This is a genomic window from Thermosipho globiformans, assembly GCF_003990895.1.
GTDB lineage: Bacteria > Thermotogota > Thermotogae > Thermotogales > Fervidobacteriaceae > Thermosipho > Thermosipho japonicus.
In genome coordinates, this window is record NZ_BHXD01000004.1 from 60,339 (window position 1) to 76,449 (window position 16,111).

At 30.9% G+C, this 16,111-nt stretch carries 15 protein-coding genes; 11 read left to right on the top strand and 4 right to left on the bottom strand.

Annotation, left to right across the window (positions count from 1 at the left end):
* Position 1: 1 nt before the first annotated feature.
* From lipS2 to ltaE, 6 genes are all read left to right on the top strand, one after another.
* Positions 2 to 895 (top strand): LipS2 family lipoyl synthase, encoded by an 894-nt coding sequence (lipS2, locus tag EO083_RS04415; RefSeq protein ID WP_126992975.1) that lies wholly within the window; start codon positions 2 to 4, stop codon positions 893 to 895.
* A complete protein-coding gene (locus tag EO083_RS04420) occupies positions 892 to 1,458 on the top strand; it encodes an isochorismatase family protein (RefSeq protein WP_126992976.1) in 567 nt (188 codons plus the stop codon). The genes lipS2 and EO083_RS04420 overlap by 4 nt, the downstream gene beginning before the upstream one ends.
* The gene (locus EO083_RS04425; protein ID WP_126992977.1) at positions 1,443 to 2,231 is read left to right on the top strand and encodes an NAD(P)/FAD-dependent oxidoreductase; all 789 of its coding nucleotides are present in this window, start codon (positions 1,443 to 1,445) and stop codon (positions 2,229 to 2,231) included. Before EO083_RS04420 ends, EO083_RS04425 begins: the two co-directional genes overlap by 16 nt.
* Positions 2,228 to 3,163: a radical SAM family protein gene (locus EO083_RS04430; protein ID WP_126992978.1), complete on the top strand. Its 936-nt coding sequence runs from the start codon at positions 2,228 to 2,230 to the stop codon at positions 3,161 to 3,163. The genes EO083_RS04425 and EO083_RS04430 overlap by 4 nt, the downstream gene beginning before the upstream one ends.
* 40 nt (positions 3,164 to 3,203) lie before the next feature.
* Positions 3,204 to 3,890, top strand: a complete 687-nt coding sequence (locus EO083_RS04435; protein ID WP_126992979.1) for a hypothetical protein — start codon at positions 3,204 to 3,206, stop codon at positions 3,888 to 3,890.
* A 78-nt stretch (positions 3,891 to 3,968) separates the two neighbouring features.
* Positions 3,969 to 5,000, top strand: coding sequence for a low-specificity L-threonine aldolase (gene ltaE, locus EO083_RS04440; RefSeq protein WP_126992980.1), 1,032 nt, complete (start codon positions 3,969 to 3,971; stop codon positions 4,998 to 5,000).
* On the opposite strand, the gene EO083_RS04445 is transcribed toward ltaE, so the two are convergent.
* The 4 genes from EO083_RS04445 to EO083_RS04460 all read right to left on the bottom strand — a co-directional run bounded on the left by EO083_RS04445 (position 4,984) and on the right by EO083_RS04460 (position 8,239).
* Positions 4,984 to 6,012, bottom strand: coding sequence for an aldose epimerase family protein (locus EO083_RS04445; protein ID WP_126992981.1), 1,029 nt, complete (start codon positions 6,010 to 6,012; stop codon positions 4,984 to 4,986). The genes ltaE and EO083_RS04445 overlap by 17 nt on opposite strands.
* A 33-nt stretch (positions 6,013 to 6,045) precedes the next feature.
* On the bottom strand, positions 6,046 to 6,972 hold the full coding sequence (locus EO083_RS04450; RefSeq protein WP_114702340.1) for a magnesium transporter CorA family protein: 927 nt from the start codon (positions 6,970 to 6,972) through the stop codon (positions 6,046 to 6,048).
* Between the two features lie 133 nt (positions 6,973 to 7,105).
* A complete protein-coding gene (locus EO083_RS04455; RefSeq protein ID WP_126992982.1) occupies positions 7,106 to 7,753 on the bottom strand; it encodes a class II glutamine amidotransferase in 648 nt (215 codons plus the stop codon).
* Between the two features lie 9 nt (positions 7,754 to 7,762).
* Positions 7,763 to 8,239 carry a metallophosphoesterase gene (locus EO083_RS04460; RefSeq protein WP_126992983.1) on the bottom strand — a complete coding sequence of 159 codons (477 nt, stop codon included), beginning with the start codon at positions 8,237 to 8,239 and terminating at the stop codon, positions 7,763 to 7,765.
* Positions 8,240 to 8,337: 98 nt separating this feature from the next.
* On the opposite strand from EO083_RS04460, the gene EO083_RS04465 reads away from it, so the two are divergent.
* The 5 genes from EO083_RS04465 to EO083_RS04485 all read left to right on the top strand — a co-directional run bounded on the left by EO083_RS04465 (position 8,338) and on the right by EO083_RS04485 (position 16,038).
* The gene (locus EO083_RS04465; RefSeq protein WP_126992984.1) at positions 8,338 to 10,578 is read left to right on the top strand and encodes a CehA/McbA family metallohydrolase; all 2,241 of its coding nucleotides are present in this window, start codon (positions 8,338 to 8,340) and stop codon (positions 10,576 to 10,578) included.
* Between the two features lie 81 nt (positions 10,579 to 10,659).
* Positions 10,660 to 13,119, top strand: coding sequence for an ATP-dependent Clp protease ATP-binding subunit (locus EO083_RS04470; RefSeq protein WP_126992985.1), 2,460 nt, complete (start codon positions 10,660 to 10,662; stop codon positions 13,117 to 13,119).
* On the top strand, positions 13,112 to 14,452 hold the full coding sequence (radA, locus tag EO083_RS04475) for a DNA repair protein RadA (RefSeq protein ID WP_126992986.1): 1,341 nt from the start codon (positions 13,112 to 13,114) through the stop codon (positions 14,450 to 14,452). Before EO083_RS04470 ends, radA begins: the two co-directional genes overlap by 8 nt.
* Positions 14,449 to 15,315: a DegV family protein gene (locus tag EO083_RS04480; RefSeq protein WP_126992987.1), complete on the top strand. Its 867-nt coding sequence runs from the start codon at positions 14,449 to 14,451 to the stop codon at positions 15,313 to 15,315. The genes radA and EO083_RS04480 overlap by 4 nt, the downstream gene beginning before the upstream one ends.
* A 24-nt stretch (positions 15,316 to 15,339) precedes the next feature.
* A complete protein-coding gene (locus tag EO083_RS04485; protein ID WP_126992988.1) occupies positions 15,340 to 16,038 on the top strand; it encodes a queuosine precursor transporter in 699 nt (232 codons plus the stop codon).
* Positions 16,039 to 16,111: the final 73 nt, after the last annotated feature.

Consider the following 16,111-nt stretch of genomic DNA (forward strand, 5'->3'; position numbering starts at 1 on the left):
TTTGATTTTAAGAGCTTCATATGGAACTCTATCATTGCTTGGACTTGTGAAAAATATCAAAATTAAAATGGATACAGCTTATTTTATGCTTGATGGTCGCTGTATGTTTAATTGTGCATTTTGTGCGCATGCAAGAGATGCAAGAACGGATAATAAATTTCTTTCAAGAATAGTTTGGAAAGAAGTTAGTGTTGATATGATTGAAAAACTTGATGTAAAAAGAATATGTCTTCAGGTTGTAAGCTATAAAGGTTACAAGGAAGATCTTGAAAATTTACTTTTAAAGCTAAATGGAAAAAAAGTTTCAGTTTCAGTAAGAGCTCTTTCGATGAAAGAAATAGATAGGTATTTTGAACTTGGAGCAGATGCGATAGGTTTGTCGGTTGATGTTGTAAACAAAGAATTATTTGAAAAAATACGTGGTGGAAAGTTTGAAAATACACTTGAATTAATTAAAAATGCAGCAAAAAAATATCCAGGGCATATTACTACTCATGTTATAGTAGGACTAGGTGAGACTGATAGAGAACTTATAGAATTTTTTTACATGATGAAAGAACTTAATGTAATAGTTGCTCTATTTTCTTTTACTCCAATTAAAGGAACAGCTTTTGAAAAATTACCTTCACCAAGTATGGAAAGATACAGAAAAATTCAGATGGCAAGGTATTTAATATTTGAAGAAGAAGTTTCAAAAGATGTATTTGTTTTTAATAAAGAACGGTTGGAAAAAATTAATTATCCTTTTAAAAAAGGACTTGGAAAGGCATTTTTAACCTCAGGTTGTAGTCACTGTACAAGGCCGTATTATAACGAAAAACCTTCAAAGGAGCCTTACAATTATTTTGAATATGCTAACAATCTTGAGGAAATTGCAAGGAAGGTGCTTGAATGAATTTTTATAAGGAAAGAAAAAAACATCCACTTGTTTTAAACGTACCTGCATTGTTAATTATTGATGTTCAAAGCTATTTTACCGATAAAGAAAGTCCTGCTTATTTAGACGGGATTGAAAATATATATGAAAATATAAAAAAACTTTCAGAAAAATTTTTGCAAAAAGGTTACCCTGTAATATCAACAATACACAAAGGCGGAGCTTTACAAATGCAGAGATGGTGGGGCAATATAGTCGATGAAAAGTGGGCAAAACCTTATTTTAAGTCGAACGAATATGTGTATATAATAAAAGATACCTATGATGCTTTTTATAATACGCACCTTGAAAAAGTACTAAGGCTAAAAAATGTCACTGATATTATAATTACCGGAGTTATGACACACTTGTGTTGTGAGACAACTGCAAGAAGTGGTTTTGTAAGAAATTTTAATGTGGTTATGGTTGAAGATGCGCTTTGGGATAAAGATGAATTTTATCACTTTTTGTCTTTAAAATCTTTGGCACACGGTTTTGCACATATTTGTAAAACGGAGGAAGTATTGTGCAAGTTGGAATAGTTGGAGCGGGTCCTGCTGGAATTTCAGCTGCAGTTTTTTTGAAAAGATATGGAATAGATGTAGCATTGTTTGAAAAGAAAAGAATTGGTGGACTTATAAATAATGCTTGGCGAGTTGAAAATATTCCACTTTTTAAGCCGTTGTCAGGTAAAGAAATTGTTGAGAATATGAAGTCATATTTGGATCTATATAACGTTAATATAATATTTGAAGAAGTTAAAGAGGTTTATGATAAAAGGATTATAACTGAAAAAGATACATATTATTTTGATTATATAGTTATTGCATCGGGAACGGTTCCAAACAGAATAGTGGAATTAGAAGGTAAAAGAGTATACTATGAATTTTTAGATTTACCGAAAAATATTGAATCACTTGCAATATATGGTGCGGGCGATGTAGCTTTTGATGGAGCAATACAAGCAAAAATTTTAAGGAAAAATGTTCATATTTTTAATAGATCAAACAAAATAAAAGCTCTTTCACGACTTGTTAATATTGCAAATAGTTTGGGTGTAATATATCATGAAAGTGAGCCAATACAAATTGTAGAAAACAAAGAAAATTATGTATTAGTACATACAAAAAAGTCTGTTTACAAATTTGATGCTTTACTACTTGCAACAGGCAGAAAAGTAGATTTATCATTTTTAAAAACTGATAAAGTATTTTTGATAGGCGATGTTGCTCATCAAAATTTTAGACAGGCTTCTATAGCCATGGGAGATGGTATAAAAATTGCAATGAAAATCATCGGGGAGGGAAAGGTGTGAAAATTTTAGAAAAATTTGGAAAAGAAGAAATAGCATATGTTTATTTAGGAAAAACTTCAAGAGGAAATTTGGTTGAATTTGTTGAATCTATTCAACCACCTATTCCAAGAGATGAAAAGTGGGTTTTAATTGTATCAACGTTGAATGGCTGTCCAGTACAATGTATGATGTGCGATGCGGGAGGTTTTTATAAAGGAAAGCTTACAAAGGAAGAGATTTTAGAGCAAATTCTATACCTTGTAAACACAAGGTATAGTAAAAAAGTTCCGGTTAAAAAATTTAAGATACAATTTGCGCGTATGGGTGAGCCATCTTTAAATGATGAAGTTTTAGAAGTTTTAAAAGAGTTACCAGAAATTTTGGATGCGCCTGGCCTCTTGCCATCAATTTCAACAGTTGCTCCAATTGGAACCAATGATTTTTTTGAAGAATTGTATGAAATAAAGGAAAAATTTTATAGAAATAGATTTCAATTACAATTTTCAATACATAGTACAGATGAAAACCAAAGAGACAAAATAATTCCTATTAAAAAATGGAATTTTGAAAGGATAGCATTGTATGGAGAAAAATTTGTTAGAGAAGGAGATAGAAAAGTAACACTTAATTTTGCACTTGCCAAAGAAAATATAGTTGATTCTAAAGTTATAAAAAGCTACTTTTCACCGGAAAAGTTTTTAATTAAAATTACCCCTGTTAACCCGACATATTCAGCTATTAAAAATGGATTACATTCTGATATTGATTTAAATAGTTTTATGCCAGTTAATCACAAAAATTTTGTAGAGGAATTAAAAGAATATGGTTATGATGTATTAATCAGCATAGGGGAATTGGAGGAGAATAATATAGGGAGTAATTGTGGGCAATATGTTCAAAAACATTTATTGGAAAAACAAAAGATTGAGAATGCATATAATTTTGTAAAATAAAAAAATATTTATGGTATAATATATCCAGGGAGGTGATTATATGGGAGAAAATAACATTTTAATGTGGGTAGGAGTAGGTGTATTAGCGGTTGCATTAGTTGTTGGGGTAGTTTTCCTTATAATGCCAAAGGATCAGTATATTACAGCGCAGGGAGTTAAAATTTGGAAACTTCCAAAGGAAGCAGAAAATATTCAGATTAATTATTCTCACGAAGCCAAAGTAGCTCAACTTGCAAGAGAAGGAAGACTTTTCTTATTTGAAGGAGTAAATGTCGGTGGCGGAGTAAATATGACAATTGCTGAAAATGCTGCAAGAACACAAGCATTAGGAAAAATTGCAGAGTTTTTAAATGCAAAGGTAGAAACCTTCAGAAAAGTTGTTGAAGGACAACTTCAAAGTGTTCAAACAAATACCGGAAATGAAGAAAATAATCAACAATTAGTAGAAGCAGCAGTATCTGCATATAAAGGAATTACCAAAGTTATGGCAGAAGCTATAGTAAGTGGTGCTTTAAAATATGCAAGTTGGGAAGTAAGAAAAGGGAACGTTGTAGAGCTTCATGTTCTTTATTTCTATGATCCTACAAACTTGCTTTCTATCCTTGAATCTCAAGCACTTGTAAGTGATTCTGTGAAAAAATTGGGTAAGCAGGGAGTTGACTTCTTTAAAGCATTAAATTCAGTATTAGATGAGGCATCAAAGGGAACACCTCTTGCTGGTGAATAATTAATGAATAGATGATTAAAAAGGGGCTGATATATATCAGCCCCTTTTTTGTTATAATTGTAGCTGGAGGTGAAATATATGGAGTTTATTGATTTGAGAAGTGATACTGTGACAAAACCAACTGATGAAATGAGAAGAGCAATGGCTTATGCAGAAGTTGGTGATGATGTATATGGTGACGATCCTACAGTAAATAAACTTGAAGAACTTGCTGCTGAAATATTAGGAAAAGAAGCTGCATTATTTGTTCCAAGTGGAACATTCGCAAATCAGCTAGCACTTTTTACACATTGTAATAGAGGTGATGAAGTAATAATTGGTGATGATTACCATATTGTTCAGCATGAAGCAGGAGCTGCAGGAATAATATCAGGAGTACAGCTTAGAACAATAGAAACAGATAGAGGAGCATTAATTCCAGAAGTGGTTGAAAAAAAGATAAGAAAAGTAGAAGATATTCATTATCCTAAAACAGGTCTTATTTGCCTTGAAAATGCCCACTCTAATGGAAGAGTGATAAGACTTGAAAATTATGAAAAAATAAGAAATATTGCAAACAAATACAAAGTCCCAATTCATCTTGATGGAGCGAGAATATTTAATGCTGCAACGTTTTTAAAAATTCAAGCAAGTGAAATTGCAAAATATGCTGATTCTGTAAGTTTTTGTCTTTCAAAAGGTTTGTGTGCACCTGTTGGATCACTACTTGTGGGAGAAAAAGAATTTATTGAGAAGGCAAGAAAGAAAAGAAAAATAATGGGGGGAGGATTAAGACAAGCTGGGATTTTAGCGGCGGCAGGGATTATTGCTCTTGAAAAGATGAGATTTAGACTAGAAGAAGACCATGAAAATGCAAAGTATCTTGCACAAAAGCTTTTAAATTTTGATTTTATTGAGATTGTAGAGGATGTAGAAATTAATATGGTATTTTTTAAGATAAATAAGCAATTTGAAGAAGAAGACTTTGTAAAGTATCTGTTTGAGAATGGTATAAAAATAAATCCGTCTGATGACGGAATATTTAGGTTTGTTACACATTATTGGATAAAAAAGAAGGATATTGACTATGTTATAGAAAAAATGGAGAAATATTTTACTGTTCAACAGTAAATTTAAATGTTGTTTTATGGTAATAAATATCACCTTTTTTTAGTATTACATTTGGAAAGTTTTTTTTGTTTGGTGAGTCAGGAAAATATTGTGTTTCAAGACAAAGTCCGGAATGTTTTCTGTATACACTTCCGGACTTTCCAATTATATTATCAAGGAAATTTCCTGTGTATAATTGAATTCCAGGTTTTGTTGTTGATACTTCCAATTTTATTCCGGATTCTAAAGATGAAAATGCTGCAGCAATTTTTGACTTGTTTAATACAAAGTTTACGTCATAATCAATGTTTTCTAGCATTTTCCCTAAATTTTTTGGCTGTTTAAAATCATATGGTGTATTTTCTACAGGTACAATTTCGCCGGTTGGTATCAAATTTTCATCTACTGGAGTGTAAAAACCTGCATTTATTTCAAGTTTGTGGTCATAAATATTGCCTTTACCTGATAAATTAAAATAACTATGTTGTGTTAAATTAACAACTGTAGGTTTATCGGTTTGTGCTGTGTATTCGACGATAAGTTCATTGTTATTTGTTAGTGTGTATATTACATTGACAAGTAGATTTCCCGGAAAGCCTTCTTCACCATCATGGCTTAGATATTTTAGTTTCAATTTTGGACCATATGGAGTAATTTCAGTAGATGGTTTAAAAATTTTGGTATGAAAACCCCCTATCCCCCCATGTAGAAAATTTTTACCATCGTTTAGTGCAAGCTGGTAAATAGTATCATCAATTTTAAATTGTCCATTTTTTATTCTATTTGCATATCTTCCAATAACTGCACCAAAATAATATTTATGATTTAGTTTTTCGTATTCTTCTAAATTATCAAATCCTAAGACAACATCAACATATTTTCCATACTTATCTTTAATCCATATGTTAGTAATTATTCCTCCATAGTTTAAGGCTTTTACGATTATTCCATTTCGATTTTCCAATGTATATTGAAATACGGGGGCTCCTATTTGTGTTTTTCCAAATAATTCTTTAGTAATTTTGCCGAACATAAATATTTCTCCTTTTTGTTGATTTATTAATAGTTATAACCATTTTTTTCTTTTAAACCAAGCAAGTGTTAAAAGTATTGTTCCAATAGACCAAAAAATTATGTGTACATAAGCTAATGGATTGTTTTGAAGTGGTAATTTTACGTTCATTCCATAAAAGCTTGTTATTATTGTTGGAACTTGCATTAGTATGGTAACTACCGTGAGAATTTTCATCACTATATTTAAGTTATTTGAAATAACTGAAGCATATGAATCCATCATACCAGCAAGGATATCACTATATATATTTGAAACTTCTATTGCTTGCCTATTTTCAATTATTGCATCCTCTAGTACATCTTTATCTTCTTCATATATTTTTATTATGTTACCCCGTAGAAGTTTTTCCATCATTATTTCGTTTGAGCGGAGTGAAGTTGTAAAGTAAACAAGGCTTTTTTCAAGGTACATCATTTCTTCAAGTTCTTTGTTTTTCATAGATCTATGAAGCTCTTCTTCTATTATACTTATAGTTTTATTTACTTCCTTTAAATAGGAAAGAAAAACTTTCGCATTTAAAAGAAATATTTGGAATATCATTCTACTCTTTTTATTAATATCAAATTTATTATTTTCAATCATATAGTCAATAAAGTCAACAGGTTCTTTGCTGGAAAAAATAGTGTAATTTTTTCCAATAATTACGCCCATGGAAACAGTTCTATATGGTATTTTTGAATTACCATTAAATTTTTTGGGAATTTTTAAAATTATAAGTACAGTATCGTCATCTAATTCTATACGAGCTCTTTCGTCATCATCGAGGGAGTCATATATAAAATCCGGATCAAATTGAAGAAGACTTGAAAGCATGTGAATTTCATCGGCGGAAGGGTCAATTACCTTAATAAGGGAATTTGGAACGAATTTTTCTACTTCCACAATTTTATTTTCTTGCATTGTGTAAAATTTTACCATTTTTTCTACCTCCTTATATTAAACTACGGTGGTCTAGATAAAGGTTCATCTGAGTATCTACTAAAACTTTCACTACTCATTTCTTTTTCACCTCCTAGATTTTATTTTCTTAATTATACCACTTAAATCTATTTTAAATAATAACATCTTTGAAAATTAATTTTCCATTTTCAAAAATTAAAAGTTCACCTTTTTTAATCATTTTAAAATCTAAGCCTAATTTTTCAGATGAAATTATATTTTTTGAATACCACATGGTATAGTAATCAGGATCACTATTAAAATAACAAAACGCATATAGTTTGTTGTTTTTGATCATTAAAAAGTTTACGCCAGTAAATTCGTTTTCTTTAATAAATTTTTTCAATCTTTGAGAAAGATCATGTAAATCTTTGAAATCTTTTACTATTAAGAAAAATTCATAGCTATCACTTTTAAAAATATTATTTCTTCTTAATGAATTTATTGTTCCGTTATGACAAAAAGCTGTGCCATTTTCATCAACAAATGGATGAATCTGAAGAAAACCAATTGGATAGTTTGGAGAAACCTTTCTCGCGTGAATTATACCAATTTTTAAGTTAGGAAAAGAGATATCTTTTTTATAAATTGGTTCTTCAAATTTGTGGTACAATACCTCATTACTTTCAGTAAGTGCATAAATTCCAAAGTCATGTGAATGAGGACTTTTTAAGCCATTTTTCGCCATGTTTTGTAGTGCCTTAAATAAATAATTAATTTGTTTGTCATTCTCAAATGAAAATCCAATCATTCTACACATATAAACGCCTCAAAGATTTAGAATTTCCCATTTTTTACTTTTTGGCTCTAAAAGTATTACACTGGCTTTTCCAGTTAACCATCCAGAAGATTCTCCTGGATTAATTACTAATGTTTTTTCTGTTTGTTCAGTATATATTTCATGTGTGTGTCCAAAAAATATAAAATCATACAAGTTACTTGATTTTGCTGCTTCTAATGCAAAAGGTTCATGCATCATTAAAATTCTGTAATTATCTATTGTAAGATCACGTGGTCCAACTTTTATTTTTCCATTTGATTTTTGTGTTAAAAGAAGTTTTTCGCCGTCATTGTTACCAAATACTCCATAAAATTCTATTTCTTCTTTTACAAAGTATGGTAAAATAAACGGAGCTACAAAATCACCACAGTGAAATATCTTTTTTATGTTATTTTTAGTTATTATTCTTTCTATTTCTTTAGCTTTGTGTAAATTATCGTGAGAATCACTTAAAATTAGCCACATTTCATCACCCCCTAACTAAATAATTTTAACATATATTCTTTTAAAATCATAGAAGTTAGGTTATAATAATTTATAGAGAAAATTTTGGAGGTGTTTTTATGAAAAAATGGCTTTCTATTTTAGCAATTTTAGTGACATTTTTAACATTTGCAAATATTTATTATGGAAATTTACATTCACATACTTCTTATTCTGATGGAAAACTTTATCCGGAAGATGCGTATAATTACGCAAAAAATTATGTAGATGTGCTGGCAGTAACAGATCATGCATATTATTTTGAGCAGCTTATAAATGGGAAAACTAAAACTTACTTAACAAAGCTTGCTGCTGAAAAGGCAACTGTTGAAGGAGAATTTATAGCTCTTCAAGGTTTTGAATGGACTTCTGGAATAGGTCATATAAATGTGTATGAATCGTTGCAGTGGGTAGATAGAAACAAAGTAAGTTCAATGGAAGGTTTCTATAAGTGGATTGTTGAGCATAAAAAGCTTGGACAATTTAACCATCCAATTTCTGTATTTGGCACCTTTAATGATTTTGAATATTATCCTCAAGCTGATTTATATATGAATTTAATTGAGGTTGGAAATGGTAATTGGAGTGCAGGTGATGTAATAAATGATGAAATGCTTAAAAATTACAGGGTAGCACTTAACAAAGGTTGGCATCTTGGTGCAACAGTTGGTCAGGATAATCATAAGCCCAACTGGGGTAGTGCAAATGAAGGAAGGACAGGAATAATTGCTCAATATTTAAGCTACGATGATATAATGAGTGCATTATGGTCAAGGCATACATTTGGAACCGAGGATAAAGATGTTAAAGTTAGTTTTAGTTATGGAAATTATATAATGGGAGATATTGTTAAAGAACCTGTTGAAAAAGCAACTTTGCACTTTGAGTATAAAGACTACGACAATATAGATTATTTTGCGTTAATTTCTCAAAGTGGAACAGTAGTTGAAGCATATCCAAGAAGTGATTCTTATTCAACCGATATTACAGTTGAAATTCCTGATGGATATGAATGGTATTACTGTTACATTAAACAAAATGATTCTGATGAAATAGTTACTTCTCCAATCTGGTTTCAAAAAGAAAGTTCTATATATGTAAATAATGTAAAGTATAACAACAATGCTATTTTATTTGATATTTATAATGTTACTAGTGAAAATGTAGAAGCCGAGCTAAAAGTTGTTGATAATGAGCGCGTGGTTTCAACTGAGCAGGTAAGTTTTAAACCATATGGGATAAAGTCTTTATCTGTAAATTTAGGAAAATTATCATCAGGAGATCATCTTATCAAATTTTTAGTGAATGATGTGTTTATTCAATCACAAAAAATATTTGTAAAGTCATATAAAAAGACTGTAATGATTGACATACTCCACGAAAATGATCATATGGATGAATTAAAGGAATTTGGTCAATTTTTATCTGAAAATGGGTATAGGGTTTTGTATTCAAAGAGAATGTTGACCAATCTAAAAGATGTGGACATTTTAATTATTTCCACTCCAAAAGTTGATGGATTTGATTTTTCAAAAGATTTATTAGCTCCTGAAATTAAAGCTTTAAGCGAATTTAATGGAGAAATTATACTAATACCAGGTAGTGATGAAACATACTTTGATCTTTACAAACAAAAAATTAATGGTAAAGTTATTGAACTTGAAGCTTTATATGAAATGTTTGGATATACTACGAAGAAATCAGTAAATAAAATAATAATTGATATAGGACATATGAATGATTATGGTACAGCAAAACTTACAAAACTTGAAGATTTTGTAAAATCTCTTGGACTAGAAATTAGTTATGCCAGTAAATTGGAAGTAATAGATGGAGATGTGTTAATTATTCAAAATGGTAAGGGATATACTGAAAAAGAATTAGAAAGTATTGTAAACTTTGTAAAGAAAGGCGGAAAACTTATAATTACAAGTAAGAGTGATTATAGAAACGGTGGAAATACTAAAGAACTTAATTACATACTTGAAAAAATAGGACTGGACACAAGATTTAATGATGATCAAGTTATTGATGAAGTAAACAATTATGGTGCAAGGTATAAGATTCTTGTAAATGGTGTAAGATTTTATAGCCCTTGTTCATTAATAGTTGGAGAAGATGCAAGAATATTGTTAGAATCTGAGACTGCTAAGAATGAAGATAGTGATGGAAATGGTGATGCTGTAAAGGTTGATAAAGTAGTTTTGGCTGTTGAAGAGCAATCAGGATTAGGTAAAGTAATAATTTTGGGAAAGTCAATATTCTCAGATTATGATTTTGACTATAACAAGGAGTTTATTTCAAATATAATATTAAATTAATAAAAATTGATATTTTAGTGTTTATAAGGTATAATAGAAACAGAAGTAATTTGTCGCGGACAGAAAGGGTGGTGGAAATATATGTTTGACAAGTTTTCTGAAGAGTCCGCAGAAGTTTTTGTAATGGCCCAGGAAGAGGCAAAAGAGCTAGGACATTCATATGTTGGTACAGAGCATTTACTTTTGGCTATTTTGAAAATTAATGATAATAAGATAAAGTCAATATTGGAAAATTATGGAATTACTTATACAAAAATTAGAAACGAGGTAATTTCCATTGTAGGCATGGGAATGCGTGGATTTATAATGTCACCTCAGATGACACCTAGAGCCAAAAGGGTGACGGAGTTAGCATATGAAGAAGCAAAGAGTCTTGGTGAAAATAAAATAAAGCCTATTCATTTATTTTTAGGAATTTTAAGAGAAGGTGAAGGAATAGCAGTTCATATTTTAAGAAAAATGGGAATTGATGTTCAGATGTTAAGAAGGGAGTTGTCAGGAGATATGCCCGAAGAGGATTTAGCTGATTTTACAGATTTTGATGAGGAAATAGTGACACGTGCAAGACAATTGGAAGGTTTTGGAATTAATTTAACTGCACAAGCGATAAAAGGGGAACTTGACCCAGTTATTGGAAGAGAAAGTGAAATAGAACGTGTAATGCAAGTTTTAGTTAGGAGAAAGAAAAATAATCCAGTATTAATAGGTGATCCTGGTGTTGGTAAGTCTGCGATTGTTGAGGGACTTGCTCAAAAAATTGTAAACGGTGAAGTTCCAGAACCTTTAAAGGGAAAGACTATTTTTTCATTGGATGTAGCTTCTCTTGTTGCTGGGACAAAGTACCGTGGCGAGTTTGAAAAAAGGATGAAAAAGCTACTTCAGGTATTAAAAAATCAAAAAGATATTATACTTTTCATTGATGAGATACATATGATTGTTGGTGCAGGTTCAGCTGAAGGGGCGGTTGATGCTGCAAATATTTTAAAACCAGCGCTTGCACGTGGAGAGATAAAATGTATAGGTGCTACGACACCTGATGAATATAGAAAGTTTATTGAAAAAGATGCAGCATTGGAAAGAAGATTTCAAAAGATATATGTTCAAGAACCGACACCTGAGATGACTATTAGAATTTTACAGGGTTTAAAACCAAAATACGAAAAACATCATAAAGTAAAATACACTGATGAAGCTTTAGAAGCAGCAGTATATTTGTCACAAAGATATATAAGTGATCACTTTTTGCCGGATAAAGCGATAGATGTGATAGATGAGGCTGGTGCAAGAGCAAGATTGAAAGCATTCGTTATGCCAAAGGAATTGTTGAGTTTTAAAGAAAAGATTGAAGATATAAAGTTGAAAAAGGAAATTGCTGCGGCAAATCAAGAATATGAAAAAGCAGCTAAATTAAAAGAAGAAGAGAATGAGTTAAAAGAGGAATTTAATATTAGATACACTGAGTGGAAAAAGAATGTTGAAACTAGCGTTGTGGTTGTAGGTGTTGAAGAAATTGAAGAAGTAGTTTCAAATTGGACTGGTATTCCGCTTAAGAAACTTGAAGAAGGAGAAAGCGAAAAATTGTTGAAGCTTGAAGATGCTCTTCATAATAGGGTAGTTGGTCAGGAAGAAGCAGTAAGAGCTATTGCTAGATCCATTAGAAGAGCAAGGAGTGGTTTAAAAGATCCTAGAAGACCTGTAGGTGTGTTTTTATTCCTTGGTCCAACTGGAGTTGGAAAAACTGAGCTTGCAAAGACACTTGCTGAGTACCTTTTTGGTGATGAAAAGGCGCTTATTAGATTTGACATGAGCGAATATATGGAAAAATTCTCGGTTTCTAGATTAATTGGAGCTCCTCCAGGATATGTTGGATACGAAGAGGGAGGTGCTCTTACCGAAAGAGTAAGAAGGAGACCTTTCTCGGTAATTTTATTTGATGAAATTGAAAAGGCACATCCAGATGTCTTCAATCTTTTATTACAAATTATGGATGATGGAAGGTTAACCGATTCTCAAGGTCATGTTGTTGACTTTAGAAATACAATCATAATAATGACAAGTAATATTGGTGGATCTCAAATTGTTTCTGGAAAAAGATCCTTAGGATTTGTGGATAGCAAAGATAATAATATTGAATTTAAAGAAATGAAGGAAAAAGTTATTGAAGAAGTAAAGAAAACTTTTAGACCGGAATTTTTGAACAGAATAGATGAAGTAGTTGTATTCCATAAACTTACAGAGAACAATATTAGGGAAATAATAGAAATACTTTTAAAGGATATCAGAAAAAGACTTTCTGAAAAAGGTATTTCACTTGAGTTAAGTAAAAGTGCAAAAGACTTTTTGGTACAAGAAGGTTACGATCCAGCATATGGAGCAAGGCCTTTAAAACGTGCAATTCAAAGGTATATAGAAGATCCCTTATCGGAGGAATTGTTGAAAGGTAAGTTTAAAGAGAATGACACAATTGTATGTAGTTATGAAAATGGAAAGATAGTATTTAAAAAGAAAAGACAGAGAAAAGTAAAGGTGAAAAATGACTAAGAAAAAAACAGTTTATGTTTGTGATAATTGTGGTTATGAATCTTTAAAGTGGTTTGGAAAATGTCCTTCGTGTGGTGCATGGGACAGTGCGAAAGAGATTAAAGTTAGTAAAGATGAAAAGAAAAATGCGGGTTTAAGTTCCCGCATTTTTTTGCTTGATGACAGTTTAAAAATTGATGAAAATAAAAGGTTAAAGTCAAATGATCCAGAGATTGATAAGTTGTTTGGTGGAGGTATTGTCTCTGGTCAGGTTATACTACTTGGTGGTGAACCAGGTGTTGGAAAAAGTACACTTTCATTGCAGTTATGTAAGATGCTTTCAAAACATGGAAAGGTACTTTATGTAAGTGGTGAAGAAAGTATAGAGCAAATTGGTTTAAGATCAAAAAGATTAAATGTTAGTGATTCAAAGCTTTATGTTACAACAGAAAATGAGATAGAATCAATCTTTGTTGCTGTTAATCAAATAAACCCTTCTTTTGTAGTTTTTGATTCTATACAGACTATATTTTCAAATAGTGTAGATGGAGTACCTGGGGGAATTTTGCAGATTAAAACAGTAGTAGAAAAGATAAGAAAATTATCAAAAGAAAAAGGTATACCTTCACTTTTAGTTGCACATGTGAATAAAGAGGGAAATATTGCCGGTCCAAAGTTAGTTGAACACGTTGTTGATACAGTTATTTATTTTGAAGGAGAAAAAAATACAGACTTTAGAATTTTAAGGGTTTTAAAAAATAGATTTGGTCCAAGTGGAGAGTTAGCAATTTTTCAAATGTTAGAAGAAGGACTTAAACCATTGAAGGATAGAATTTTTATTGAGGAAAGTAATATGCCAGGAAATGTTATTTCTTGTGTGTTTGAAGGTACAAGGCCTATTCTTGTTCAAATCCAAAGTCTTGTATCAAGAGATAAAATTGCTACAGCAAGAAGAATAGCTCATGGTATCGATGTTAGAAAATTGATTATTTTAGGTGCTGTAATTGCAAAACACCTTAATTTACCAATTGATTCTCATGATTTATATTTAAATGTATCTGGTGGATTAAAAATCACAGATCCTGCAAGTGATCTTGCTATTGCATCATCTATTTTATCTTCATTGTATAACACTTTCTTGGGAAAGGTCGTGATAATAGGGGAAGTGGGATTAGATGGAAGTGTTAGAAGAGTAAGAAATATTAAAAAGAGAATTGAAAATGCAAAAAAGTCGGGGTATGATAGATTTATAATACCAAATGTTGAAGATATAAACGGGGAAAATATTATAAAAGTTTCTTCATTAAAACAATTAAATAGAATAATTCTAGGATCAAAGGAGGAGTTAATATGAAAACAAAAATTATTGTTGATAGTACATCAGATATTCCAGCATCGTGGATTGAAAAATACGATATTGATATTGTCCCACTCTATGTAAATTGGACAGATGGTAGTAGTGAACCTGATAATGTTAGAGATGAGGAAAGCTTAAAAGAATTTTATGAAAGACTTTCAAAAGCAGAAGAGTTACCAAAAACCTCACAACCTTCCATTTTGGATTTTCAGAATGCATATAAAAGAGCTATAGAGGATGGGTATGATAGTATTTTGGTTTTAACAATCTCAACAAAAATGTCTGGAACTTTTAATTCTGCAAGACTTGCGGCACAATCTTTTGATATTCCAATTGAAGTTGTTAATACAAAAATGGCTTCTTCAATAATTTCTAACATGGCAAAGTATGCAAGAGAATTGCTTAATTCTGGGATGAGCCTTGAAGAAGTTGCGAAAAAAGTAAAGGAAGAAAGAGAAAATAAAAGATTTCATGCTATATTTTTCGTTTCCGATTTTGATTTTCTGGCAAAAGGTGGAAGAGTAAGCAAATTTACAGGTTTTGTTGGTAATTTGTTGAAGATAAAAGTTGGGATTTATATAAATGAGGAAGGAGAAATGATTCCTTTTGATAAAGCAAGAGGATATAAAAAGGCATATAGTATGATTTTATCAAAAATGGAAGAGGAAGGAATAAAAATTGGTCAAAAAATAGGTTTGATAGGTATTCATTGTAACGGAAAAGAGCATGTTGATGAAATGATGAAAATGATTAAAGAAAGGTATGAGGTTGAATATTTTGACTATTCTAATACTGGTAAAGTAATATCTACACATGTTGGAATCGGAATGGCAGGTTTTGGTATAGAAATTATTAGATAAAAAATTAAAAAGGAGGAATCTGCTGTGACAAACGAGGTACTCTGGTTTTTGCTAATGCTTGTAAACTTTGGAGGGATTTTGCTGTTTTACAGGCTAATGGGTAAAACTGGTTTGTATATTTGGACCGCTATTGCAACTATTATTGCAAATATTCAAGTATTAAAAACGGTAGAGTTATTTGGATTTGTTGCAACATTAGGAAACATAGTTTATGGAACAACCTTTTTAGTAACTGATATTTTATCGGAAAATTATGGAAAAAAAGATGCAAGAAAATCTGTATATGTTGGATTTTTGAGCCTTATAGTTATGACTGTTATGATGCAATTAGCTCTTTATTTTAAGCCGGATCAATCAGATTTCGCACAGGGAGCTCTTGAAACTATTTTTTCAATAATGCCAAGGATTGTAATAGCTTCATTAACTGCATATTGGTTATCGCAGCTTCATGATATTTGGGCATATCATCTATGGAAAAATAAATTACCACAGCTTAAATTTTTGTGGGTAAGAAACAACTTATCAACTATGGTTTCACAATTTATAGATAGTTTTGTATTTTGTTTTATAGCATTCTGGGGTGTATATGAATTAAACGTTTTTTGGAGTATATTATGGACCACTTACTTTTTTAAATGGATAGTTGCAGCAGCTGATACACCGTTTTTATATTTTGCAAAATATTTGCATGATAAAAACAAGATTAATGAATTAGTAAAGTAATTGACCTGTTTTTACAGAAAATTAACTCGTTTTAGTGTTGACAAATACAAGTGTTTATGGCAAAATAAATAAC